The sequence below is a fragment of the Caballeronia insecticola genome (assembly GCF_000402035.1).
GTDB lineage: Bacteria > Pseudomonadota > Gammaproteobacteria > Burkholderiales > Burkholderiaceae > Caballeronia > Caballeronia insecticola.
Window position 1 is genome coordinate 453,004 of the sequence record NC_021288.1, and the last position, 23,943, is coordinate 476,946.

General features: G+C 67.5%; 16 protein-coding genes. 5 read left to right on the forward strand and 11 right to left on the reverse strand.

The genetic code is table 11. The features are described from left to right. Window positions 1-14 precede the first annotated feature (14 nt). On the forward strand, window positions 15-860 hold the full coding sequence (locus tag BRPE64_RS22840; RefSeq protein ID WP_016347244.1) for an NAD(P)-dependent oxidoreductase: 846 nt from the start codon (window positions 15-17) through the stop codon (window positions 858-860). A 35-nt stretch (window positions 861-895) separates the two neighbouring features. On the opposite strand, the gene BRPE64_RS22845 is transcribed toward BRPE64_RS22840, so the two are convergent. Beyond that, window positions 896-1,969: a transglutaminase gene (locus tag BRPE64_RS22845; RefSeq protein WP_044042886.1), complete on the reverse strand. Its 1,074-nt coding sequence runs from the start codon at window positions 1,967-1,969 to the stop codon at window positions 896-898. Between the two features lie 397 nt (window positions 1,970-2,366). Between BRPE64_RS22845 and BRPE64_RS22850 the strand changes: the two genes are divergently transcribed. The 4 genes from BRPE64_RS22850 to tssA are packed head-to-tail and all read left to right on the forward strand — an operon-like array spanning window position 2,367 to window position 8,381. Then, the gene (locus BRPE64_RS22850) at window positions 2,367-3,860 is read left to right on the forward strand and encodes a beta-1,3-glucanase family protein (protein WP_144063499.1); all 1,494 of its coding nucleotides are present in this window, start codon (window positions 2,367-2,369) and stop codon (window positions 3,858-3,860) included. A 56-nt stretch (window positions 3,861-3,916) separates the two neighbouring features. Then, window positions 3,917-5,998, forward strand: coding sequence for an ATP-binding protein (locus tag BRPE64_RS22855; protein ID WP_144063500.1), 2,082 nt, complete (start codon window positions 3,917-3,919; stop codon window positions 5,996-5,998). Continuing rightward, window positions 5,995-6,729, forward strand: coding sequence for a response regulator transcription factor (locus BRPE64_RS22860; protein ID WP_016347248.1), 735 nt, complete (start codon window positions 5,995-5,997; stop codon window positions 6,727-6,729). Before BRPE64_RS22855 ends, BRPE64_RS22860 begins: the two co-directional genes overlap by 4 nt. Before the next feature lie 56 nt (window positions 6,730-6,785). After that, on the forward strand, window positions 6,786-8,381 hold the full coding sequence (tssA, locus tag BRPE64_RS22865; protein WP_016347249.1) for a type VI secretion system protein TssA: 1,596 nt from the start codon (window positions 6,786-6,788) through the stop codon (window positions 8,379-8,381). 22 nt (window positions 8,382-8,403) lie between these two features. Here tssA and BRPE64_RS22870 read toward each other — a convergent pair whose 3' ends face one another. The 10 genes from BRPE64_RS22870 to BRPE64_RS22915 all read right to left on the reverse strand — a co-directional run bounded on the left by BRPE64_RS22870 (window position 8,404) and on the right by BRPE64_RS22915 (window position 23,820). Then, on the reverse strand, window positions 8,404-12,279 hold the full coding sequence (locus tag BRPE64_RS22870) for a type VI secretion protein IcmF/TssM N-terminal domain-containing protein (protein ID WP_016347250.1): 3,876 nt from the start codon (window positions 12,277-12,279) through the stop codon (window positions 8,404-8,406). Continuing rightward, window positions 12,276-12,965: a DotU family type IV/VI secretion system protein gene (locus BRPE64_RS22875; RefSeq protein ID WP_016347251.1), complete on the reverse strand. Its 690-nt coding sequence runs from the start codon at window positions 12,963-12,965 to the stop codon at window positions 12,276-12,278. The genes BRPE64_RS22870 and BRPE64_RS22875 overlap by 4 nt, the downstream gene beginning before the upstream one ends. Before the next feature lies 1 nt (window position 12,966). Next, a complete protein-coding gene (gene tssK, locus BRPE64_RS22880) occupies window positions 12,967-14,358 on the reverse strand; it encodes a type VI secretion system baseplate subunit TssK (RefSeq protein ID WP_016347252.1) in 1,392 nt (463 codons plus the stop codon). An 18-nt stretch (window positions 14,359-14,376) separates the two neighbouring features. Further along, a complete protein-coding gene (locus BRPE64_RS31975; RefSeq protein ID WP_016347253.1) occupies window positions 14,377-15,150 on the reverse strand; it encodes a type VI secretion lipoprotein TssJ in 774 nt (257 codons plus the stop codon). A 114-nt stretch (window positions 15,151-15,264) separates the two neighbouring features. Beyond that, window positions 15,265-16,083 carry a hypothetical protein gene (locus BRPE64_RS22890; RefSeq protein ID WP_016347254.1) on the reverse strand — a complete coding sequence of 273 codons (819 nt, stop codon included), beginning with the start codon at window positions 16,081-16,083 and terminating at the stop codon, window positions 15,265-15,267. An 18-nt stretch (window positions 16,084-16,101) separates the two neighbouring features. Continuing rightward, a complete protein-coding gene (locus BRPE64_RS22895; protein WP_016347255.1) occupies window positions 16,102-18,798 on the reverse strand; it encodes a DUF2169 family type VI secretion system accessory protein in 2,697 nt (898 codons plus the stop codon). Window positions 18,799-18,800: 2 nt separating this feature from the next. Beyond that, window positions 18,801-21,650: a type VI secretion system Vgr family protein gene (locus tag BRPE64_RS33780; RefSeq protein WP_016347256.1), complete on the reverse strand. Its 2,850-nt coding sequence runs from the start codon at window positions 21,648-21,650 to the stop codon at window positions 18,801-18,803. A 50-nt stretch (window positions 21,651-21,700) separates the two neighbouring features. Beyond that, on the reverse strand, window positions 21,701-22,096 hold the full coding sequence (locus BRPE64_RS22905) for a DUF4150 domain-containing protein (RefSeq protein WP_016347257.1): 396 nt from the start codon (window positions 22,094-22,096) through the stop codon (window positions 21,701-21,703). Between the two features lie 10 nt (window positions 22,097-22,106). Next, window positions 22,107-22,775, reverse strand: coding sequence for a DUF3540 domain-containing protein (locus tag BRPE64_RS22910; protein ID WP_144063502.1), 669 nt, complete (start codon window positions 22,773-22,775; stop codon window positions 22,107-22,109). A gap of 52 nt (window positions 22,776-22,827) precedes the next feature. Continuing rightward, window positions 22,828-23,820 carry a pentapeptide repeat-containing protein gene (locus tag BRPE64_RS22915; protein ID WP_016347259.1) on the reverse strand — a complete coding sequence of 331 codons (993 nt, stop codon included), beginning with the start codon at window positions 23,818-23,820 and terminating at the stop codon, window positions 22,828-22,830. Window positions 23,821-23,943: the final 123 nt, after the last annotated feature.

A 23,943-nucleotide genomic window follows, 5' to 3' on the forward strand; every position in this document is an offset into this window, starting at 1 on the left:
GTTAAAGGCGACTCATGAACGTGACATTCATCGGCATCGGCGCGATCGGCTTGCCGATGGCGCAGCGGATCAGCGCCTCGGGCCACGCCGTGACGGGCGTCGATCTGTCGAGCCGCGCGCGCGGGCTTGCGCACGAAAGCGGCCTCGCCGCCGTCGATAGCTTCGCGTCCGCGCCGCCCGCCGACGTGGTCATCGCGATGGTGGCGACGCCGCAGCAACTGGCCTCGCTCGTCGATGGCGTCGGCGCGAAACTTTCCGGCCAGACGTGGGCGATCATGTCGACGGTCGGCCCGGACGCCGTGCGTCGGCAAGGCGAACGGCTGGCGGCAGCAGGCGCGCGCGTGATCGACGCGCCGGTGACGGGCGGCACCGCGCGCGCGAAACGCGGCGAGCTCGTGATCTTCACGGCGGGCGCGCCACGCGATATCGACGACGCGCGCCCCGTGCTCGATGCAATGGGCAGCGTGCGCGTCACGGGCACGAAGCTCGGCGACGGGCAGGCGATCAAACTCGTGAACCAGCACTTGTGCTCGGTGCACATCGTGGCCGCGGCGGAGGCGCTGAATCTGGCGCGTGCGCTGGGTCTCGATCCGTCCGCCGTGCTCGATCTGGTCGAACAAGGCGCGGCCGGTTCGTGGATGCTGTCCGATCGCGGCCCGCGCATGCTGCAAGACGCCGACGTGACCGTGACCAGCGCCATCGACATCTTCGTGAAGGACAGCGATCTCGTGGACGCGGCCGCGCAAGCATGCGGCGCCGATGTTCCGCTGCTGCGGCTTGCGAATGCGCGCTTTCACGCGGCGGCGGACGCGGGTTTAGGCGCGAGTGACGATAGCCGCGTCATCGAGACCTGGCGATGAACGGTGCGTGCGCGTGGCGGCGCATCGCAGGATGCTCAACTGCCGATCGCGCTTGTTTGCCTGGTTTGCTCCGTTGCGACGCGCCACTTCGGAAACGTCCCGGTTCTGTCGACTTTCCACGGATCGCCCATCTCGTCGACATACATCGCGCTCGCGCTTCGTCCCGCCGCCGACGCACGCCGCAGCGCGCCGGGCGCCGCGCGTTCGAACGAGCGGCTGCCCTCTTCGTTGAATACGGTCGCAAGCGGCCGCCGCGCCTGGCCCGACTGACCGAGCGGCGCGGCAAGCGGTCCCGCGGGCGCGCGCAGCACGGCGGCGGCGGGCGCACGGCCAGAAAGAACAGCGCCGAGCAGCGCGGACGAACCGGCTTCGTTTGCGGTGTCGTCGGCGCGCTTCGCGGTCGGCGCGCTCGGTGAATCGAGTGCGAGCGGTTCGCTCGCGCCATCGATCTGCACGACGAGGATGACGTGCCAGTCGTCCGGCGTGTTGTTGTAGCGCGGCGCGAGCGACACGAGACGCAACCGCGCGATGTCGAAACCCGCGTCGCGCAGCAGCAGATATTTGGCGACGGCGAAATCCTTGCACACGCCGCCTTCCGCAAAGAAGCGGGCGGGCGCGTAGTAGCTGCCGTCGGTTCCGTCGCGGTAGCGCACTTCGTTGACGAGCGAGTCGGCGAGCAGCACGGCTGACGTGTCGCCGGCCTTCGCGCGCTCCGCCCTCACCTGCGCAACGAGACGCGACCAGCCCGCCGGTACGCGCTTCATGTGGCTGCGCAGCGCATCGCGCAGGCGCTGCACGCGGCCGATGGCATCCGACGAAGGTTCGAGCTTCTTGTCGGCAAGCGGCAGGAGGAACATGAGGTCGCCGACTTGCGCGAGTTCCGGGCGGATCTTGCGATTAGCTTCCCACCACGTCCCGGCGCGCAGACGCTCGATGCCGGGATTCAACGCGTGCGGCGTGGTCGAATAGCCGGGCAGCGCGCTGCGCGCCTCAGACGTGTAACTCGGCGATGCAGCCGGCAGACTCACGGCGCCCGCGACGGCGCATAAAAACATCGTGGCTGCGAACGAGCATCGGACAAAACAGAGGAGCGGTCGAGCAAGCGGCATATGCAGACTCCGGTACCCACGCCGGCCGCCAATGCGCCCGGTGTTTCGAAGCCTTGCAATGCAATGCTGGCTCGAATCCAACATTGCATGCGGCGTGCCAATGTGCCGGATGGCGCTAGATCGTTGATTGATCGAATGATTTCACGTGTGCGCATAAGCGTGACGAGCGCCTTGTGACGCTCCCCGCCCAACAGATCCGCGATGACTGTCTGCGCGAGCCGCACGCCGACACGCGCAAATACGCCGCGCCGCCTCAAGCCGCCGCCTTCCCCTGCCGATAACCCGGAGAGTTCCCGACTCGCACGTCGACGCTGCCTGAAAGCGTGGACCCCGCGCACGCGGGAAGGCCATCGCAAACCCTCTGCTTTCCATGACGAATTCGACGAAGGACCCGAAGATGACGACAACAAGCATCAGCCGCCGCACTTTTCTTCTGGGCATGGGGGCATCGGGCCTCCTCGCTGCATGCGGAGGCGGTTCGGGTTCGAATGCGGCGCCGGCGTCGTCCTCGGCTTCTTCCGGCTCCGCGTCTTCCAATCCGGCGTCTTCGAATCCGCCCGCTTCATCCCCGCCGCAAACGGGCGGCACGACATCAAGCGCGAAGACGCCGCTGACCCTCGATCTCACGCAGACCGACCTGCCCGCCGGGACGGCCGTCTATGCCTACGTGATCGGCGAAGTGAGCCTTGCATCCGGCAACACGCAGTACTGGATCGACTCGACCGGCACGCCTCACGTGATGAGCGCCGCAGACAACACGATTCCCGCGAAGACCTTTCCGGGCTCGTCCGCGCTGCCAGGCAGCGAAGCCGCGGCGCTCGCCGAAACCTATCCGAACGCATGGGCCGACTACAGCATTCCGCTCACGGTCGGATCGAGCTTCGCGCTGGATCTGTCGAAGCTCAACGCGACGACCATCCCCGGTCTGGGCACGGGCACGGCGGCATTCAGCGGGCGCATCTACGTGTCGGTCGGTGTGCCGAAGCTGCCGTTCACCGCGCTCGGCAGCAGCCAATACACGGCGCCGGTGACTGTCGGCGGTCCGGGATCGCTCACGCTGTTCGACTGGATCGAATTTTCGTTCGACAGCAACGGCAATTTCAACGGCAACACCACGCAGGTCGATCAATTCGGCTTCCCGCTGCTCCTGAACGGCACGCCGGGCGGCACGCTGCAAGGGCAGTACAACGTGTCGCGTCCGGCCATCATCGACGCGGTGTCGAATCTGCCCGCCGCGTTCTACATGCCGCAGACCGTGGCCGCGCCGTCCGCGTTTCCGGCGGGGCTCGCGGTCAACGGCAACGTCACCTTGCGCGCGCTGTCGCCCAAGAGCATCTCGGCGCAGGCCCAGTACAGCGGCTCGCTGCTCACGTATTTCGATCAGACCATCGAGAACTGGTATCGCACCTGGACCACGACGCCGCTGAGCGTCACCGATCTCTCGACGGGCACCTACACCGGCCTCGTGCAGCCGGGCGTCGGGCTGACGTTCTACAGCGGTTCGTCGGCGAGCGGCACGGCGGCGTTCACGGTCGGCGGCCCGGGCACGCCCGGCATCTCAAGCTATGACGTGTGGCAATGCGCGAACGCGCTCGCAACAGGCAGCGATGCCGCCAAGAACGTGCAGAAGATGCTGGCCGCGGCGTTCAATCGCGGCGTGATGGCGAACACGCTCGCCGATGCAACCTGCAGCAACGACGCCGCCAGCTTCTATCAGATCGCAGGCTCGAACACGCTGGTCGCCAATCCGTGGGCGCAATTGTTCCATCGGCTGAGCACCAACTCGCTCGCCTACGCGTTCCCGTACGACGACGTCTGCAACCAGAATCCGTCCATCGGGCTCACGGCGACGCAGTCGGTCACGATCGCGCTCGGCAAGTTCTTCAGCTGAGCTTCGGCTCGGCGGATGCTTCGTCATCGCGAATGGTTCTGCGCGCGCTCATCGCCATGTCTCACTCCTTTCGGCACGTTTTCGCGGACGACGCCCCGCGCGAAGCAAGCACGATAAACCGCGCCCGCGCGCTGGCCGAGCCGGTCCTGCTTGGCCTGCTCTGTTATCTGCTGGCGCGGCCCGTCGCGCATCTGGGCGGCGCGGGCACGCTCGCCGCCATCGCGTGGCCGGCGCCCGCCGTCGCCATCGCGATGATCTGGCCGCTGCCGCCGCGCCGCTGGCCGCTTCATCTGCTCGCGGTGTTCGTCGCGATTGCCGCGACGGGCGATTTCAGCGCGACGTCATGGCGCAGCGATCTGGGCTTCTGTGTTCTCGATGTGCTCGAAGTGGCGCTGTGCGCGTGGCTCGGCCGCCGTTTCGTCGATGCGCGCGGGAACATCGTCACGACTTCCGCGCTGATGCGCTTCCTGTTGCTGCTGCCGCTCGCGGCCATCGGCATTACGTCGATGCTCGGCGCCACGCTCGCCAGCGATCTGAGCCATGACGGATGGTGGCGCGAATGGCGCACGTTGATTGTCGGCAACGGCGTCGCGGTGCTGGTGCTGACGCCCGCCGTGCTCGCATGGCGCGCGCGTTCCGCCGACAGCGCCGCGCCCGCCCGTTACCCCGAATCGTGCATCGCGCTGGCGTGCAGTGCCGCCGTGATCGCGTTGCTCGTCGCGGCGGCGGCGCTGCATGTGTCGGAGCAAGTGCAGCGCGTGGTCGTCTCGCTGCTGTTGGCCGCGACCGCGATTTACGGCGGACTCGCCGCCGCCGCGACGACGGTCGGCACCGCGTCGGTGGTCGGCGTCGCGCTCACGCTGATGACCTTCGGCCCGTATCACGTCGAAAACGCCGAGAGCGCGCGCAATCTGCAAATCGACATGGCGGGGCTCGCCATTCTCACGCTGTTCGTCGGCGTGGCCGCGCGCGAGCGACGGCAACTCGCGCTGCGCCTCGAACGCGGGCGGCGCATGGAAGCGCTCGGGCTGCTGGCCGGCGGCGTCGCGCACGACTTCAAGAATATTCTCGCCGCCGTCGATGGTTATGCCGAAATCGCCCGCGACAGGCTCGCCGCCGATTCCGCCGCGCGCATGCCGCTGCGCGAAGTGCAAGTTGCGTCGGCGCGCGGCTATGCGCTCACCGAGGAAATCCTGCTGGCCGCGCGGCGCGGCGATCGCGTGCGCGAAACGCTCGATCTGATGTCGGTCGTGAAAGAGAGCGTCGCCCTCGCGCGGCCGTTGTGCCGTGGCGGCGTGGTTATCGAACTGGAACCGGCGGATGCGCGCCTGATGGTCGCCGCGCACGGCGGCCAGCTCGTGCGCGCGGTCCTGAATCTGGCGAGCAATGCGAGTCTCGCCGCGCGTTCGCGCGTGGTGTTGCGCGTGGGCAGCGCCCGGTCGGCGGACGAGCCGTTCGCCGTGGGTGACGCACCGCCCGGCGCAATCGCGTGGGTCGATGTCGAAGATGACGGCGCGGGCATTCTCGCCGAGCATCTGCCGCATCTGTTCGAGCCGTTTTTTTCGACGCGCGCGCGGTCGGGCCAACGCGGCGGCGGCACGGGGCTGGGACTGGCGATCGTGGCGGGCGTCGCGTGCGAGCATCGCGGCGGCGTGGCCATTTCGACCAGCGCGGCGGGCACGCGTTTTCGTCTCGTGTTGCCGCTCGTGTCGAGCGCGCCGGCATCATCGGACACGGCGGACGACGCTGCCGACGAAGCGCAGCCGTTCGCGCAGGGCGAACGCATTATCGTGATCGATACCGATCGGGACGCCCGCGAGTGCTGCGAAGACTGGCTCGCGGAAACGGGCTTCGAGCCGCTCGGTTACGCCGATGCAGACGAAGCCCTCGACGAAGCCGCGAGCATGGACGACGACCGTCCGTTGCTGTTCGCCGACCTCGACCGCCTGCCGACAGACCCGCACGCGTTTATCGCGCGCGCCGCCGCCTGCGCGCCGAGGCTGCATCTCATCCTCTCCTCCGCCGATCCGGCCTTGCTGCGCGCCGTGCACGCCGCGCGCCGCGCCGTGCTGTCCAAACCGTTCGATCGCGAGGCGCTCGCGCGCGCCGCCGCATCCGCCCTGAAGGATCCGTCATGACTTTGCCGCCGCATCAAAGCATCCTCGTGGTCGACGACGACCATTCGATGCGCACCCTGCTCGTCGAATATCTCTGCGGACACGGCTACAAGGTCGATGGCGCCGCGAGTGCGCACGAGGCGATCGGCGTGTTCGCCGCCAAGCGTTACGATCTCGTGCTGCTCGATCTCGGCCTGCCCGATGGCGACGGCACCGATCTCGCGCGCCGCTGGCGAGAGGAGGCGCAGGTGCCGATCATGTACATCACGGGCCGCAAGGACGAAGCCGATCTGGTGATGGGACTCGAACTGGGCGCGGACGATTACATCGTCAAGCCGTTCTCGCTGCGCGAAGTGCTCGCGCGCATGCGTGCCGTAATGCGGCGTGCGGGCGGCGTGTCGAGCGCGCCGCTGTCGCGCGGCAAGCTGCCGAACGCCTACCGTTTCGCGGGCTGGACGCTCAATCTGAACACGCGACGGCTGAGCGCGGCGGATGCATCGACGGTGCCGCTCACCAATTCGGAGTTCAATCTGCTGGTCACGTTTCTCAGCTCGCCGGGCCGCATCATCACACGCGAAAAGCTGCTCGAAAGTACGCGTGCCTTCGATGACATCTATGATCGCGCGATCGACGTGCAAATTCTGCGGCTGCGGCGCAAGATCGAGCCCGACCCGAAAAAGCCCACGCTCTTGCGCACCGAGCGCGGCGCGGGCTATATCTTCGATACCGACATCGAACACTTGTGGACGTGAGCGCGTCCCTTCCTTTTCAGCGCTGGTAAAAGACCTAAAAGACCTAAAAGACCTTCGTGAACGACATCAAAAGCCTGGGTACGCAACCCATCAGCGACGCGCAACCGTGCGGCATCGACGTGCGCGACGATCCCGATTTCGAGTTGCTGCAAAACGAAATCGCCAAGCTGACCAATCCGGCCGCGAGCGGCACGCCCGACTGGGAACAGGTCGTGAGACTCTCGTCCGCGCTGCTCGCGGGCAAGGGCAAGGACATTCTCGTCGCGAGCTATCTGACCGGCGCGTTGTTGATCACGCGCGGTCTCGCCGGTCTGAACGACGGCGCGCAGATGCTCGAAGGACTCGTCGCGACGCATTGGGACCAGCTTTATCCGCCGCTTGCGCGGCTGCGGGCGCGGCGCAACGCCGTGCAGTGGCTGATCGATCGCGTGCGCGCGCATGCCGAGGAGCATGACTGGTCGAGCTGGCCGCCGCAGGACGCCGCGCTCGTCGATGGACTGCGCGACGCGCTCGCGGGCATCGATCGCGTGCTCGCGGAAAAGGACGACGACGCGCCGTCGATGCAGCCGCTGCGCGCGCTGCTCGGCACGGTGCAGGTGGCGGAACCGGCGCCGGTGGTAGTGGCGGCGCCGGAACCTGTTGCGCCTGCTGCATCGATCGCGCCCGTGGCACCGGTCGCGGCGGCGGCATCGGTAACACCGGCGCCCTCGCCCTCGCCCGCTCCCGCCGCCTTCGCGGACGCGGCACTTGCGCCGCTCGCCGTCGATTCATCCGATAACGCCAGCCGCGCCACCGACGAGGCGCTGGAGCGGCTCGCGGCCATCGGCGCCTGGTACGCGCAGAACGAGCCGTCGAGCGCGCTCGGTTTCCGGCTGCGTCGCATGGGCGCGTGGGCGGGCATCGAGCGCGCGCCGGCCGCCAACGGCACCGATACGCCGCTGCCCGGTCCGATCCCGCAATTGCAGGACGCCCTGCGCAATCTGCAATCGCGCGCGGCGCACGCCGATGTGATCGCCTTCGCCGAAACGCAGGTTGCGCAGTATCCGTTCTGGCTCGATGTCCACTACGCCGCCGCGACGTCGCTCGCGCTGCTGGGCGAAACGTGGAGCGCCGCGCGCCGCGAAGTCTGCAACGAGACCGCGAAGTTCGTCGCGCGCATGGACGGCATCGAACGATTGAAGTTCGCCAACGGCGTGCCGTTCGCCAATGCCGACACCGTTCAGTGGCTGGGCACGCTGGCTTCGCCCGGCGCGGATGCAGGCGCTTCGGCCGCACCCGATCCGCTCGCCGCGGTGATGTCGCGCGCACGCGCGCTCGCCGCCGACAACGATCTGCCCGCCGCCGCGCAATGCCTGCAGGACGCCATCGACAAGAGCGCGGCTGTCGTCGGGCGGCTGCGGCTGCGCACGGCGCTGTGCGATCTGCTGCTCGAACATCGGCCGGGCGCGCGGCTCGATGCGTTCGCGCGCGCGCTGGTGGAGGAAATCGACCGTTACGGCGTGACGTCGTGGGACGCGGATCTTTCCGCCGATGCGCTGCGCGCCGCCTACGCCATCCTCAGCCGCAACGATCAGAACGAGGCGGAAACGGCGGCGCTGCTGGCGCGCATCGCACCGCTGAATGTTGCCATCGCGGTGCGGCTGATCACCTGATCGCGCGCGTCGAAGTCGTCGGTCAAAGGCCGGTCATCAGCATCGGCGAAGTCTGCCCGCGCCAGCACATGCCGATGGTCGCCGGCAATCCCAGCTCGGTCAAGCTCAACGGATTCGGATTGCTCGCGACAGCCGGCATGATCGACGGCACGCCGGCCAGGGCCGGAATCGTCGGCAGCGGCGGCACGCCCGGCAGCGGCGGATTCACGGCCGCGAGCTGATCGGCGATGCTCATCTGCTGGCGCTGCGCCTGCGCGTCCTGAATCTGCTGCTTCTGCTGCGCGGTGGTCTTTTGCAGCGCATCGTACTGATCGATCTTGCGCGCCGCATCGATCACCTGCTCGCCGCCCGTCACCGTGAAGCTCACCGTCAGCGACTGCACGTTGAGCGTTCTGAGCGCCGTTTCGCTCGCCGGAAAATCGGCGGGACCGAACTGGCGCTGGCCGTCCGCGAAGTCCTTCAAAAAGCCCGCGACGCCGAGCGGCCCCGCATAACTGCGCGTCAAGGTCAGATTGCCGATCTTGATCTGCAGACGCACATCGCCGCATTGTCCCGCCGTCCACGCGAAGCTGGTGCTCACCGGGAAGTTGTAGTTGTTGAGCGTCTGCACGCCCGCCGCGCACTGCACCGTGAGAATGGTCGCGTAGGGTTTCGCCTGCGCGTCGGCGTTGACGTTGGTGGGCTGGGCCGTCAGCGTGAGCGGCACCGACAGCGCGCGGGCGGCATCGGCCTGCGTCTTGGCCGCCGCGAGCGCGCGGTCGAGCTGATCGAGCTGCTGCTGCGCATCGAGCTGGGCGCGCTGCGCCTGCAACTGCTGCGCCTGCTTGTCGGCGGCGCTGCGTGCGACCGATTGCGCCTGCGCCAGTTGACGTCCATACGCGCCGTTGAGCATCGGCACGAACGACGACGTGAACGGCACGCTGAAGCCTTGTGTATCGACAATTGCATAACGGCTCGCGTTGCGCACGAGGAAAGGCTTGGCCGCGCCGTCCGCGAAGGCCCACACCGCGCCCTTCGCGCCGAACAACTGATCGATGGCCGCGCTCTTGTCGGTCGCGCCCTGCAACGGAAACACCACGCCCGATTCCCAGCCGCGCTGCAATTCGCACGATGCCTGCTGTTCGACATAGGCCGCGATGAAATCGAACGGTCCGCGAATCAGACGCCACGTCAGCGCGTCCGAGCCGTCGCCGGTGCCGATCAGCGCGCGCAACTGCGTGAGCGGCTGCAACGCGTTCATCATCTCGGACGGCTGCGACTGCGCGCTTGCCGCGAACTGCTGATAGTCCGCCGCGAGCTGATAAGCCTTGCCGCTGCCCGTGCCGCTGTCGATCGCGAGTTGGTTGAGGGCGGCGAGATACTGCGTGGTCGCATCGACGGCACCGAGGTTGTTCGCCACGGTCTGGGTGCCGCGCTGCGGCGCGCCCGCAAGCACATCCTTGATCGCCGATGCCCCGACCGCGTTGATCGCGCCCGCCATCTTCACGGCCTGATTGGCCGCGCCCATGCGCGTGGCCTGCTCGCGCACTTGCTGGAACTGGCGCGCCAGCACGAGCCAGCCGGGCAGCGGCGCATCGGCGCGTTCGCCTTCGAACTCCTCGCCGAGCCGCGCGATCAGACGGAAATACGGACTCGCCGGACCGCTGACGATGCCCAGCGCCGAACGCCAGCCCGCTTCGCCCGAATACGGCACCGGGCTGCTCGTGAATCCTTCGACGAAGTTCTGCCACGCCGCCACGCGCTGCGTGCGATACCAGCCGTCGAACGCGACGCGTTGTTTGTCGAACTGAGCGGGATCGCTGACGGAATCGCGAATCTGTTTGGCCAGACCGTCGAGCGCCTGACGGCCCGCGACGGTATAGGCGGCGGCCACGGTCGCGCCCGATGCGCCGGCGCCCGTGACGCTGCCTTTCGCCGTGCGCGCGTTGATGTCGGTCTGCACGCTGCCGCCCCAGAAATCCGCGACGCGTACCGGCGCGAGCGAGCCGTCGTCCGGAACGAGTCCGACGAGCCAGGTCAATTGCGGATCGGCGGCGACGGCCTGATCGAGCAGCGCGCGCTGATCCTTCAGGCGGTCGCGCAGATAAGCCGCATCCGCCGGAGACCAGACGAGATAGGAAATCGTGAGCGGGTTGAGTTGCGCGCTCAGTTGCGCGGGATAGAGCGGCGTGGCGACGGGCTGCGGCATCGCGTCGAGCGTCGCGCGGCCGGCGCCGTCGAGGCGCGCCTGCAAGAGCGAGATCGAACGCGCGAGATTCAACAGTTGCCGCGCCTGTTCGACAGATTGGCCCGTCTGCGCCGCCGAGATCAGCGCCATCTGCTGAGTCTGGTCGGCGGCCGGTTGAATCGCTTGCCGGAATTGCTGCACGAACACTTCATGCAGACGGGCTTCGAGCGCGGCGAGTCCCGCGCCGTTGCCGAGCAAGCCCGACATCCAGCGCCGGTCGTTCTGCGCGACCTGCATCAGCACGTCGTTGGAATACGTGAGCGCGGCGGCATCGTGGAACAGGTTGCCGTTGAGCGCCACCTGATCGGGCCGCGCGCTGCGCACCATGTCGAGCGTCTGCTTGTTGCCCGCGAAGGACACCGACAACAGAATGCCGAGCATCGCCAGCAACAACACCCACGCGACGATGCCCACGCTCTGCGTGACGCGCCGCCAGTGATGCACGAGCACCGTCGACTTCGCGGCATGACGGTCTTGCGGCAGGATGCGGCCGAAGAAGTCGTGCAAGAACACGCCCGCCGTGTTGCTCGCATGCGGCGGCGAGGCGGGCAGCAGCGAGCCCATCAGCGCGGACATCGCGCCGCCTTCCTGCTGGCCGCTGGAAAAGAAGATGCCGCGCAACAGCGGCCGTTCGAGATACGGGCTGTCGGCGAGACAACTGCCGAGGAACATCGTCAGGCCGCCGCGCAACTGCGCCAGTTCGTTCGGGAACATCAGCAGTTCGGCCGACGGCTGCGCCTCGCGCGACACCAGCGCCAGCCGCAGCGCCTGCAAACGCGCGCCGATCGAATCGAACGCGCGCGCGACGAACGCGCTTTCGCCCGACTGACTCGTCTCGCTCTCTTCCGCGAGATAGCCCATGGCCTGGCCGAGCGCATCGGCGGGCAGCGTCTTCGCCCATTCCTCGAAGCCGTACAGGCGGTCGCACTTGGTGACCAGCACATACACCGGAAAGCGCTTGCCGAACATGCGGATCAACTGTTCGATGCGCGCCCGCACGATGCGTCCTTCATCGGCGAAGGTATCCGCGTCCGGCGCCATCAGCCGGTCCGCGCTGACCGCGAGCACGAGGCCGTCGAGACCTTCGCGCGGCCGGTAACGCCCGAGGAGATCGAGCCCGAGTTCCCACTCGCGCCGGTCCTGCTCGATATCTTCCGATTGCACATAACGCCCGGCGCAATCGATTACCACGGCGCGGTCGAAATACCACCAGTCGCAGTTGGCCGTCTGGCCGATGCCGGCCTGCTGGCTGATCTTCTGAATCGGCGACGAAAGCCGTGCGCGCGTGAGCGCCGTGGTCTTGCCGGTGCCCGACTGCCCGACCACCATGAACCACGGCAACGCATAGAGCGGATCGCCCTGGCTGCGCAGATTCGACTGGCGCAGCGTGGCGATCGCCGTCTTCCACTTGCGCCGCAACAGCGTTTCCGGCGACTCGGCCGGCACGTCGATGCGCAGCGCGCGGGTCTGCCGCGCGAGGCGGCTGCGCGAGCGCATCATCACGAACATGCGGCGCGCGAACAGGCCAAAGAAGAACAGCGCGAACACGCCGGCAAGCAGCGCCAGCGCGACCCACAGGGGCCAGCCGAAATACAGCACGACGCCCCAGCTGATCAGTGCCGTCACGACCAGCGTCAACAGCCACAGCAATGCGATGCCCAGCGTTTTCATAGATGGATCTGCGCCACAAGCAAGTCGACTGACTGCGCGACGACGGTGTGATACACGCCGTACAGCAGCGCCAGCAGAAACAGCGGTAACAGGATGGCCGCGATCTTGCCGCGCGAAAAGCGCGTGGCGAGACGGGTGCGCACGGTGCGTCGTTGCGCCGGAGCTTCATCGCCGGCGACGTTATAGCCGTCGGGAAACAGGAACGCGCGCGCCGACGCGCCGAGTTGCTCGGCGTCGGGCAGCAGCATCGCGAGATTGGAGCGGCGGATGTCGGTGAGCGTCTTCTGATTGCGGTCGTACGCATAGCGTCCGCCGAAGCCGAGCGCGAGACACAGGAAGAACACTTCGCGCACCGGCAACTGCGCAGGCGTCAGTTGCGCGAGGCGCTCGTAGAACAGCACGCCCGCATTGCTCACGTTCGAATAACGGCGTTGCAGCAGATGACGCTGCCATTGCGCCGCGCCGTCCCAGCGCGTGGTGAGCAGCAGTTCGTCGGCCCAGGCGCTGAAGGCGAACAGCGCCTCGTCGATATCGGCCTGCGACGCGCCCGCGTCGTGCGCGCGCAGCCGGGCCGCGGCGATGGCGGCATCGAGCGTAACGGTGAGGCTCGCGGCATCGCCCGAGGGCGACTGCGAGAACGCGCGGACTTGCGCGAAAAGCGGAATCAGATGATCGGCGAGGGTCATGCTATCTCCGCAGCACGACGATTTCCGCGCGCAGATCCTGCGGCGCGTCCGGCCATTGCAACGCGATATTCTCGTCGCGCTCGACCGCGTCCCACAACTCGCTCACTTGCTCGATGCGGAAATAGTTCGACGACGCGCGTCGCGGCATGCCCTGCGGCGCGTTCGGCAAATGAATCAGCTCCAGTCCGGGAAGCGCATGCGCGACCAGCCGCGTGACATCGGCGGCATTGGCGAGACGCGCGTCGTGCAGCGCGCCGTCGACCACGTGCGCGGGCGGCTGCTGATCCGTGCGCAGCACGAGATAAAAGCGGTTGCGCCGGTCGAAGAAGGCGCGCGGCAAGTCGCCCGCATACATGCCGTCGCGATACTCCAGCACCGCGAGATGCTCCGGCCCGATGGCGATTTCGCCCAGCAAAAAGCCGATCAGCGCCTGCGCGCGCGAGAAGCAGTTCCAGAGATCGGTGTGATCGTACGGAGGCAGGCCGGGCGTGCCGTCCTGCGCGTCGCCCAGCATGTCGAAACGCTCCGAGAACGCGCTCAGTTCGCCGACCAGACTGCGCAGTTCGCCGTAGACGTGCCACGGATGCACGTTCGGCGTCTGCGTCAGATGCACGAGCCGGGGCGCGGCGCGCGACAGCGTGCGCATGGCGAGCAGCAGCGTCATGTAGCCGGGATCGAACTCCGCTTTTTGCAGCTCGCGCGGATTCTTGAACTCCTGCAGATGATGCGCGCGGCCGACTACATCGTCGCGAATCTCGCGCACGATACGCAGCAACGTGTCCGATCCCGACAGCGCGTAGCCCGGCGCGATGAAGCGCTCCGACAGCGTCACGGTGTCGCCGATGCGCGCGAGTTGCGCAATCGGAATCAGGTCGTACTGGCCGAGGTTGGCGGTCTCGCCTTCGAAGAAGATCTTGAGCACATGCAGGAGCGTGTGCACGGGCGCGGCCGGACCGTTCGAGTGCAGATCGGGCACGTCGGCGGCCTGTTCGAGACTCGCGAAGCGCGTCTGCACGCCGGCGGCGGCATCGGCGGAATCGCACAGGGTCACGTTGTTGCCCTCGGCCGCGAACTTGCGCACGCCGAGATAGACGGTCAGCGCGCGGCCTTCGCCGATCGAGGCGGCATCGAACGAACGCGGCGCGAGCACGGCATTGCCCGGATATTCAACGTAGGTGCGATCCGGAAAGATCAGCCGCGCCGAACGCACTTCGATGGTCTGACTGGCGATCGCGCCCGTCGCGATATCGAGTGCGCCCGCGCCCCAGAAATGCGGCAAACCCGTCTCGAAGACAGGCTTGTTGCGGAACTGTTCGTGCAGCGACGCCAGCTGAAAATGCTGGGGCTGCATGAACATGCCCTGATACCAGTAGATGCCCTTGTTATGGTCCATACGATGGAGTTCGATGTGCTAGTTGCTGAGCTTGCGTAAGGGCGTGTCCTGCGTGCTGGCGGTCCCGACGACGCCGTTCGCGCCCGCAGGCGCGCCGGTATCGCCATTGCCGCTCAGGCGAATTTCCTTGCCGCCGCCTTCGAGTTGCTGCGCGCGCGCGATGGTCGCGGCATCCAGTGCGCCGGGCTGCACGGCGGCGTTCAGAATGCCCTGCGCGCCCAGATTCAGCCGCACGACGAGCGGGCCGGGCAACTTGGTGTGCGTGCGAAAGATGAAGCCCGAGGTTTGCGTGATCACCGGCACGTCGAACTGGCGCGCCGCGTTGACCACGCCGAACTGCGCGTAGCCCGCGACCAGACCGATCGACCGGGTGTTCTGCGCGCGATCGAGGATCAGATACGAATGTTGACCGGGCGTCACGACATAGCGGGAAAACTGCGCGAAGGTCTGCGGCACCTTGCCGGTCGCCATGGTCTCGGCGAGTGCGTTCGGGTCGGCGGCGAGATTGCGGAAGGCTTGCGCATCCGCGGTTTCGTAGACGCCGAGCAGCAGCGTGTGCGACTGGCCGTCGTACTGGTTGAGACCCGGATCGGCGACGATTTCAAACACCACGGCGTCGGTGGCGTAGCTCCAGTTGACGTCGGCGAGCGGGTCTTTCGGCGGCGCGCTGCTGCATGCGCCGAGCCCGAGCCCCAGCCCGAGCGCGACGCACGTCAGTCCGATCAGTTGCCGAATCAGGCGTGTGCGCGCGCCTGCCCGCGCGGCACTGCTCTCTGCTGTCGCCCCTACCATTGCCGGTGCCCCTTCAATTTGCCGTGATGCCATTCTGTAGAAAAACGGACCGCGTGCATGCCGCGAACAAGGGCCGATTTCCTGCGTTATTCGGCGTCTGCATCGGCGGGCGTTTCAGCGCAGGTGAAGGATGGTCGCGCTCGCTTCGCTGTCGTCGGTGTAGGGCATGAAGAGCACGGATTCGGGCGCGCCTCTCACGCGGGCGTAGTACATGTCGTCGGGGCCGAGACGGTTGCGCACCGCCCAGGCGCCGAACTCGCGCTCGCCGACCTGGAGCGTCAGGCCTTCCTGCGCGTATTCGAGCACGGTCTTTTCCGGCAGCTTGCCGCGCGGGCCGATCGCCTGAAAATCGATCTTCGCTTCACTTCCCTTGTCACTGCCCTTGTCACCGCCCTTGACACCGCCGTGCACGCCGAACACCACGCCGTCCCAGTGGCCCTCGCGCGGCCCGATGGCGAACCATTGCCCGAGCTGCTCCTCGCCGACCACCTCGAAGCGGTAATCCTGCGGCTCGCCCGCCTTTGCGAGATTCGCCCGCGCGACGATCTTCGCCGGCCACGACGGATGGTTCTCGACCAGCACCGTCGCGCCGCCCAGCAGCGCCGGCATGCTCTCGACGCCCGCCGCGCCCGACAGCACCATCGGAAAGCCCGCGCCGCGCGCCTCGCGCAGACTCGCCGCGAACAGCGACAGGCCGTAGCGGATCGACGGCTTCGCGAGCGCGTCCGGGTTCGCGAGAATCAGCCAGAGATCGGCGCGCGCCGCGTTCAGCGCATCGAGCCCGGCGCGCCATGCGAGCTTGTCGGGTTCATCGACCCAGAAGCTTCCCTGAGTCGACAACCCGTAGCGTTTCAGAAGCCCCGATAGCAGGCCGACGCGGGCGCCGTCCTGCTCCTTGTCGAACGCCGTGATCCAGACGGTTTTGGTGCTCATCCCAACATCCTTTCCCTGTTAGACGACCGGTGGCCGGAATTTGAGTATCGTGCGCTCGATGTTCGAGCCTTCGACGGCGGCCAGGGTCGGCTGTGTTTCGTCGAAATTGACGCCATACAGATTGGCGTGCGTGAGCAGCGTGCCGTCGATCTTTGCCTTGCGCAGCGAGCCCTTGAACAGATTGACCGCGCTCAGATCCGCGCCGCTCAGGTCGGCCTTCGCGAACTTCGCGCCCTGTGCGGAAGCGCGCCGGAACGTTGCCGTCACCGCCTGCGCACCGCTGAAATCGGCGTGGTCGAGCAACGCGCCCGCGAAGTTCGCGCCGCGCAGTTGCGTGCCCTGCCAGTTCGCGCGGCCGAGGTTGGCGCCGGCAAACTGCGCACCGTCGAAACACGCCGACTGCGCCCGCGACGCGGCGAGGTTCGCGCCGGTAAATACCGCCTTCTGCGCCTGCGCGCCGTGAAAAACCACGTGCTCGCACGCGGCGTTTTCGAAATTGACGCCGCCGAGCGCGCTCTCGCGGAAAGTCGCGCGATCCAGCGATGCACCGCGGAAATTCGCGCCCGTCAGGTCGGCGGCATCGAACTGGGTCTCGTGCGCATGACATGCCGATGCATCGACGCCGGCCATCTTCGCCTGGCTGAACAGCGCGCGGTCGAGCCGTGCTTCGCCGAGCCGCGCGGCGCCGAAATCGGCCTTCGAGAAATCGCCGCCCGTCAGTTTCGCGGCGCGCAAGTCGGCGTCGGCGAACTTCCCGCTGCCGCCGCTCGTATCGACGAGTTCGGCACGCTGCAAATCCGCGCCGCTGAAATCGGTCTCCTTGAGCAACGCCTGCGTGAACTTCGCGGCCTGCAGCGTGCTCTTGGCAAACGAAGTCTTTTCGAGCAGCGCCGACGAAAAGTCCGCACCGGACAAATCGAGTGCGGACAGATCGACGCCGGACAAGTCGTAGCCGGCGAGGCTCTCGCGTGCCGCGTGCCGCGCGACCACCTGCTCGCGCGTCAGTTGCGCCGTGGGCGACGCCGGTGCCGGCAACGGCGGCGCGGCCAACTCCGGCGCGGGCGGCAGGCCGGGCGTTTTCGGCAGCGTCGCCAGCGCAGCGAGCGCGGCCGGATCGACGGCGGGAAGCGGCGTGCCGGGCTGCGGCAACGCCGCGAGGCTGGCGGTGGCCGGATTGGCCGCCAGCCAGCCGGACACTTCGGCTTCGGTCATGCCCGCCTTTTGCAGCATCTCGCGCGTGGCGTCCTGCATCTTCGCCGCCATCGCGGGAAGGTCGGCGAGACTCGCCTCCGGTCCCGGATCGGCGGCCTTCAGGAACGGCGCCAGATCGGCGTCGCTCAAGCCGTGCGTCTGCATGAACGCCTGCGTGCGCGCGTTCTGCGCCGCGGTCATGCGTTCGACTTCGGCGAGGCTCACGGGAGCGGGCGGCTCCTCGAACTTCAGGAACGGTTCGAGGTCTTTGGCGGTCAGGCCGTGCTGGCTCATGAACGCGTCGGTCTGACGGTTCAGGTCGGCGGTCATCGACTGGACCTGAGCCAGTTCCTGGGCCGCTTCCGCCGGAATGGGCGCGGCGGGCATCTCGGGCACGAGCGCGGCCGCGGCCGGCGCGACAGGCGGCGGCGCCGACTCGGCGGGCGTTGCGTCGGCTGCCTTGCGCAGGCTGTCGAGCAACTGGTCGCGGTAATGCTCGAACGGCAACGGCGCCGACGTCAGCGTTTCCCATGCGGCCAGCATGTGCGTGACGTCGCTCGCGTCCGAATCGGTGACGGCGGCCATCGCTCGATACAGCACGATCCCGCAGCCGAGTTCGGGGAACAGCCACACGGTATCCGCCCGCGCTTCGACCTCGCGCACGACCGAACCGGACGATCCCGACGATGCGGACGATGCGGACGATGCGGGCATCGGACCGTACACGAAGCAACGCGCCCGCAAGCCCGGCAGACGGCCCTGAAGCAGCGGACGCCGCGCGTCCATGTTCTGAATGTCGAAGGTTTCGTCGCCGGTGAAATAGCCGGATGCGAGCCACTGGTCGGACGGCGCGCTCATGAAAAACTGCTGGCGCGTATCGGCGGGAAGATGCGGCCAGTCGGTCGCGGCCCAGCGTTCGTCGCACGTGCCGAGGTACTGACGGCGCTGCGGCGACATGGAATCGAGCGCCCAGAAGCCCGCCGGGTCCGGACGATCGTTGCGGCCCAGCATGCGCTTCGCTTCGTATTCGACATTGGGCAGCGCCTGCTGCACGCCGCCGTCCTGCGCGGGCGCGACGCAACCCTTGCCGGACGGATTCGCCGCCCACTCCGCGCCGCCGAACGCGGTAGCCGGCGTGATCGGCATGCGCGTATACGGCACCGGCCGCGACGGCATGCCGCTCATGCCGAAGTGGCGCTCGCCGCTCACCACCAGCGACTTCGCGAGCCCGGCCACGCGCACGCTCACGCGCATCTGCTCGACTTCGCTGCCGTGCGGCGCGCAGGCCGCGCCGTAGACGAGATATTCGCCCGCGGGCTTCGGATAGCCCTGGTCGAGAATCCCGTCCTGGCCGAGCGCCTGCTCGACCCGTGCCCAGGTCTCGTTCTCGGGCACGAGACTATCGGTCCCGCCGGGCGCGTCGAAACGGAAGCACGCCATCAGGCTCAACGCGAGCGAGTCGCGCCGGGCGAAGCGGAAGGCGCGGTAGAGCAGCGCCATATCGAGCGGTTTCAGGACTTTCATGGTCAGCCCAGCTGGATCAGTTTGCCGGTGCAGGCGACCCACGAGTCGGCGTACAACAGTAACGTGGAGCCACTCACGGTGGCGGGTCCCAGGCCCCGCAAAACCGCCTCGCCCGCTGCGTTGATCGCGACATCGCCCGTACCGCGCACCGAAACGGTGGCGCCGCTCAGGCTGGCTGTCGCGACACCCTTGAGCGCCAGATCGCCTGCCGCTTCCACCGTCACCGCCGGGGCCTTGACCGTGGTCGAAACGAGCCCCGTGACCGATACCTCGCTGCCCGTCGCGCCGATTTTCTCGAGCGTGGTCATCGTGATGCCCGTGGCGGCCATCGAGAGTGTCGCGAGCGAGCCCCCCGGACCCACGGTCATGTCGACGCGGCCGGTCGCGCCGAGATCGGCTGTCGTCATGGCGAGCTTCGCGCCCACGCCCACCGGACCGATGCCGATATTGATGCCGGTTTCGTTGAGCGTGGCGTTGCTCACGTAGGCGGCCTCCGTGTTCAGGGTCGTGGCGAGCGAGCGCGCCGCATACTGCATGAAGCCGTACACGCCGAGCGCCTCGACGCCGCCGAGCGCGTATTGCGCCGTCAGCAGCCCGGTCGTGTCGGGCGTCCAGGCGCCGGCCTTCGCGCCGTCGCTCTGATAGGCCTTGTAAGTCGAGGCGATCGCGAGCGCCGCCTGCGCGGCCAACGCGGTGCTGGCCGCGATCTTGACGCCCGTCTTGACCGTGTTCACCGTCGCCGTGATCATCGGCAACTGACCGCCGGAGAGCGTGACCTTGTCCACCGCGCGCTGGTTCTGCTTCTGGTTCAGCGAGATGCTCGTCGAGTCGTCGATGGTCAGGGACTGCACCGAAGGCGACAGCCAGCTGCCCGCGCCGGATGCGCCCGCCACGCCCCCGGCGAGGCCACCGGCGGCGGCGCCGGCCGTGCCGGCGATGACACCGTCCGCGACAGGAGAGCCGCCGTTGTTCGAGGTCGCGCCGAGCGTCCCGAGCGTCGCGCCGCCCGCCGCCGCCCCCGCGATCGCGCCCACCGCCGCGGCGTTGGGAAGACCGGCAAACACGCCGTTCCACGTCACGCTCATGCCCGCCGACATCGCCAGCGTCGCGCCGAGCGTCGCGTTGTTGTTGATGGCCGCCGACAGCGTGGTCGCGGTGCCGACCGTCAGCGTGTTCTTGCCGCCCACGCTGGTCGCGTTGGTGGTGCCGAGCGTCACGGTCTCGCTGTTGCCCGCCGTGCTGCTCCAGATGCTGCCGCCGCCCTTCGGATCGATCGAGCCTATGCCGATCGTGCTGTTATGGAACGGCGAATGCAGCCACATGACCTCCTTGCCCTCGCTGTCGCCCATGTGCAGCATGTTGCCGCCCGCCGTGCTGATGCGGTTCTCGTGCGCGCTCGCCTGTTCGACGACGCTCGGATTCTCCGAATTCGGCACCGCGCCGACGATCACGGGCCGGTCCGGATCGCCGTCGGTGAACGACAGCAGCACCTCGGCCCCCTTGTGCAGCGGAAAATGCATGCCGTGGTCGCTGCCCGCATAGGGCGTCGCCATGCGCACGCGCGCGGAACCCTTGTTCGGATTCTTGTCGGTCAGATCGAACGGCAATTGCACCTTGTACTGGCCGAATTCGTCGAGCTCCGCGTACTGGCCCGAGCCTTCGCTGTCGATGAACGCGGTCATGGTGCCGGCCACGCGCGGCTTGGACGTCGTGCGCTGCGGCCGGAACTGCACGCTCGCGGGAATCGCGCGGAAGCTGTTGCGATACGACGTCTCGCCGTTCGCGCCGCCGTCGCTGTACGGGCTCTTGACGCCGGCGAGCAGCGCGCCCGCTTGCGTGCCGCGATGATGAATCTCGGTGACCAGATACGTGTCGTTGAAATCGTGACGGTAATGCCCCGCGAGCCGCGCGAAGTAGCCGCTGCGCAGACCGACCGCCGTGGCCTCGCCCGAAAACACGCGGCCCTGGCAGACGAGCGCCTGAGCGCGCAGCTTCGCGTACCGCCGGCCTTCCTGCTCGCCGCGGAAATTTTCGCCGTACAGCATGACCTGGCCCAGACCATCGTCCGATACGGTTTCGACAATCTTGAGCGGCACCGCCGCCTTGCGATGATTGAACTCCTGCAGGATCACTTCTTTGGGCAACGGCTTCTGGCGGCTCACGAAATCGCGCACGGAGCGGCCGGAGACGCCGGTGTCCATCTCGTCGTCGGGACGGTAGTCGACCTCCACCGCGTTCGCGTCGTGCATGATGCGGTCGTCGACCACGATCAACTGGCCGCCCGCGTCGTGATCGAAGTAGTAATACATGCCCTCGTTTTCGAGCCAGCGCGACACGAAATCGAGGTGCGTTTCCTCGTACTGGCAGACGAAGCTGCGCGGCCGGTAAGCGCCGTTGCGCTCGAAATCGCCGCTCAGTCTGAAGGAGTAGTCGCTGTCCGTGAGCTGGCTGCCCTTCAGCACGCGTTCGAGCGTGGCGGGAATCGGCAGCTCGTCGAGATAGACCTCGGAGATGCGGTACAGCGACAGCCGCCACAGACGCGGCACCAGCACCGCGCGATAAAACACGTAGCCGTCCGCGCGATGCAACTGGTCGAACTCGGCCAGCACGCCGTGATACGGCACGCTGTCCCGGCCGTCGGGCGGATAGATCAGGAATGTGGCCGGATGCCTGAGCATGGCGTCGAAATCGATCGACGGATCCTCGGACACGAGGGTCAGCGTGAACCGGAACGGCTGCGAGATCGCCTCGAAGCCTTCCATCTCGACGACGGCGAATTTGCCGGCATCATGCGCGGCGGATCGGAAATCGAAGCGCCGGTTCGCGAGTACGTTGTCAGACAGTGCATTCACAATGCTTTCCTCAAAACGGGGTCCAGTGCGGTGATTCGTGCGAGCAGGCCCTAGCTCATGACCATGACGACCGCCTGACTGGGCGCGACCACCGCGCCGACGATATTTCCTTCGTTGTGCTGCGTCATGTCGCCGAGCCGCACCGCCGGCGCGCCTTCGAGCATCACGCACACGCTGCCGAGCGGAAACGCGACCGGCCCCATCACCTGGTTCGATACGATGCCGCCCGCCACGCCGGCCTGATCGCCGTCGCTCATGGAGATTTGCGAAGCGGTCGTCAACGCCGGCATGCCGCTGATCATCACCTTCGTGGTGGCGGGATTGCCGAGCATCGGCATGCCGATATTCGGGTACGGGATCGGCACGGGCGGTGCGGGTGGAGCCGGCGTTTTGCAGACATCGGGCGCGCCCATGCACTGCCCGGCTTGTTTCGTGACTGCGAACATGTTTTTTCTCCTAGCCCAGATCGATCTTTTCGCCGTCGATACGCACATGGCCTTTGGCCAGCAGGCTCGCGTGCTGCGCGGTGATATGCACCTGCTCTTCGACCTGCATCCGCACCCTGCCCGCACGGGTTTCGTCGATGTCTTCGGTCCAGCGGAAGCTCGTGCGCGCCTTCTGCACGAGCCGCTCCACGGTCGATGTGACCTGCTGCGCGACCGTACGCACGATGCCCAGGCGCGCCTGCGTCTCGCGAATCGATACGTTCATCCGGTCGAAGGCCATATCGCCGATCACGCCTTCGACCGCCACACGCGGCGCACCGATGGCCACTTCGCCGGTGGCGTTCATGCGGATGCGCGCGGCGTCGATCCGCAACCCGCCCTGCTCCGCGTGCAGCGCCACGCCGCCCGGCAGCAGCAACTCGGCGCTGTCCGGCACCGCGCGCGCCAGCACGGCCAGCACATAGGCCGCCACGTTGGCGCCCGCGCGGCAGACCAGCACGGTGTCGCCGCAATCCGGCCCGACGAGGCAACTGTCGGCACGCAGCGCGCGCTCCACCGAGCCATCCGCCGCGCTCAGGAAGTACCACTGGCCCGCGCGTCCGGTCACGGTCGCATACACGAGACCGGCCGCTTGCTCGTTGCCGGGCCGCATCATCGGAACCAGGTTGTTGTGCTTCATGATCCGCTCCACCTATCGAGTGCTGTGTAGTTCGTCGTCCAAGCCGGGCATGTCATGCCGCGCGCCACTGTTCGGCCTGCAGCAGCAGGTCGTCCGTGGGACGCATGCCGCTCAGGTTCGCGCCGTCCCAGCGCGTGTTCTCCTGCTTCAGCGCATGCCCGTTCGAACCGCTCAGGTCCGCGCGGGAGCCGTCCGCGCCGGACAGGTCCGCATGCGACAGATCGCAGTAGACGAAGCGCGCCGCCTTGAGCGATGCACGCTGCCAGCGCGTCTTCGTCAAGACCGAACGATCCCAGTGCACGCCATCGGCGCGCACTGCCGAAAAATCCGCGTCGCTCGCATCCGACATGTCGAAGCGCGCGTCCTGCAAGTCGGCCTGCTCGAGCTGCGCGCCGAGCAGCGCCGTGTACTGACCTTTCACGCCGGCCAGATTGGCGCCATCGAGCCGCGCTTCGACAAAGCTCGTGCGATCCAGCGCGAGCCCGCCGAGGTTCACGCCCTGAAGCTGCGCGGCATCGAGTATCGTCATGGTCAGGTCGCAACTGCGCAGGTCCTGTCCCTGCAGATTCGCGCCCTTCAGATAAGCATTGCGCAACGACGCGCCGGCCAGCTTCGCGCTGGCGAGATCGGCGTTCATCGCGGTCCAGCGAAACAGCATGGCCTGCGAGAAGTCGGCCCCGGCGAACACGCATCCGTACGCATCGGCGCGGCCGAATTGCGCGACGGCGAACGTGCCGCCGGTGCAGTCGCAAGCGTTGAAATGCGCGCCCGAGAAGTCCGCTTCCTGAGCACGCGCGCCGCGCAGATCGACCCGCGTGAACGTCGCGCCCGCAGCTTGCGCGCGAGCCAGGTTCGCGCCCGACAGATCGACCTTCTGAAAATCCGCTCCGGCAAGCCTCGCGCCCGACAAGTTCGCGCCGGACAGCGACACGTTCGTGAAGCGTCTGCCGGACAAATCGTGGCCTGAGAGATCGATGCCGCTCAGGTCCGCATCGGCGATATGCGGGTGATGAGCCAGCGCGTCCTTGAGTTGCTCCGGCGTCATGCATCCCTCCGCGTGCGGCGGGCGACTGCACGGCCCGTCCCGCCGATCATCCAAGCTTGCGCGCGCTTCGCGTTCATTCCTCGCCTCGTCCTGTTCCGCATCGTTCGTTCTCGCCTGTACATC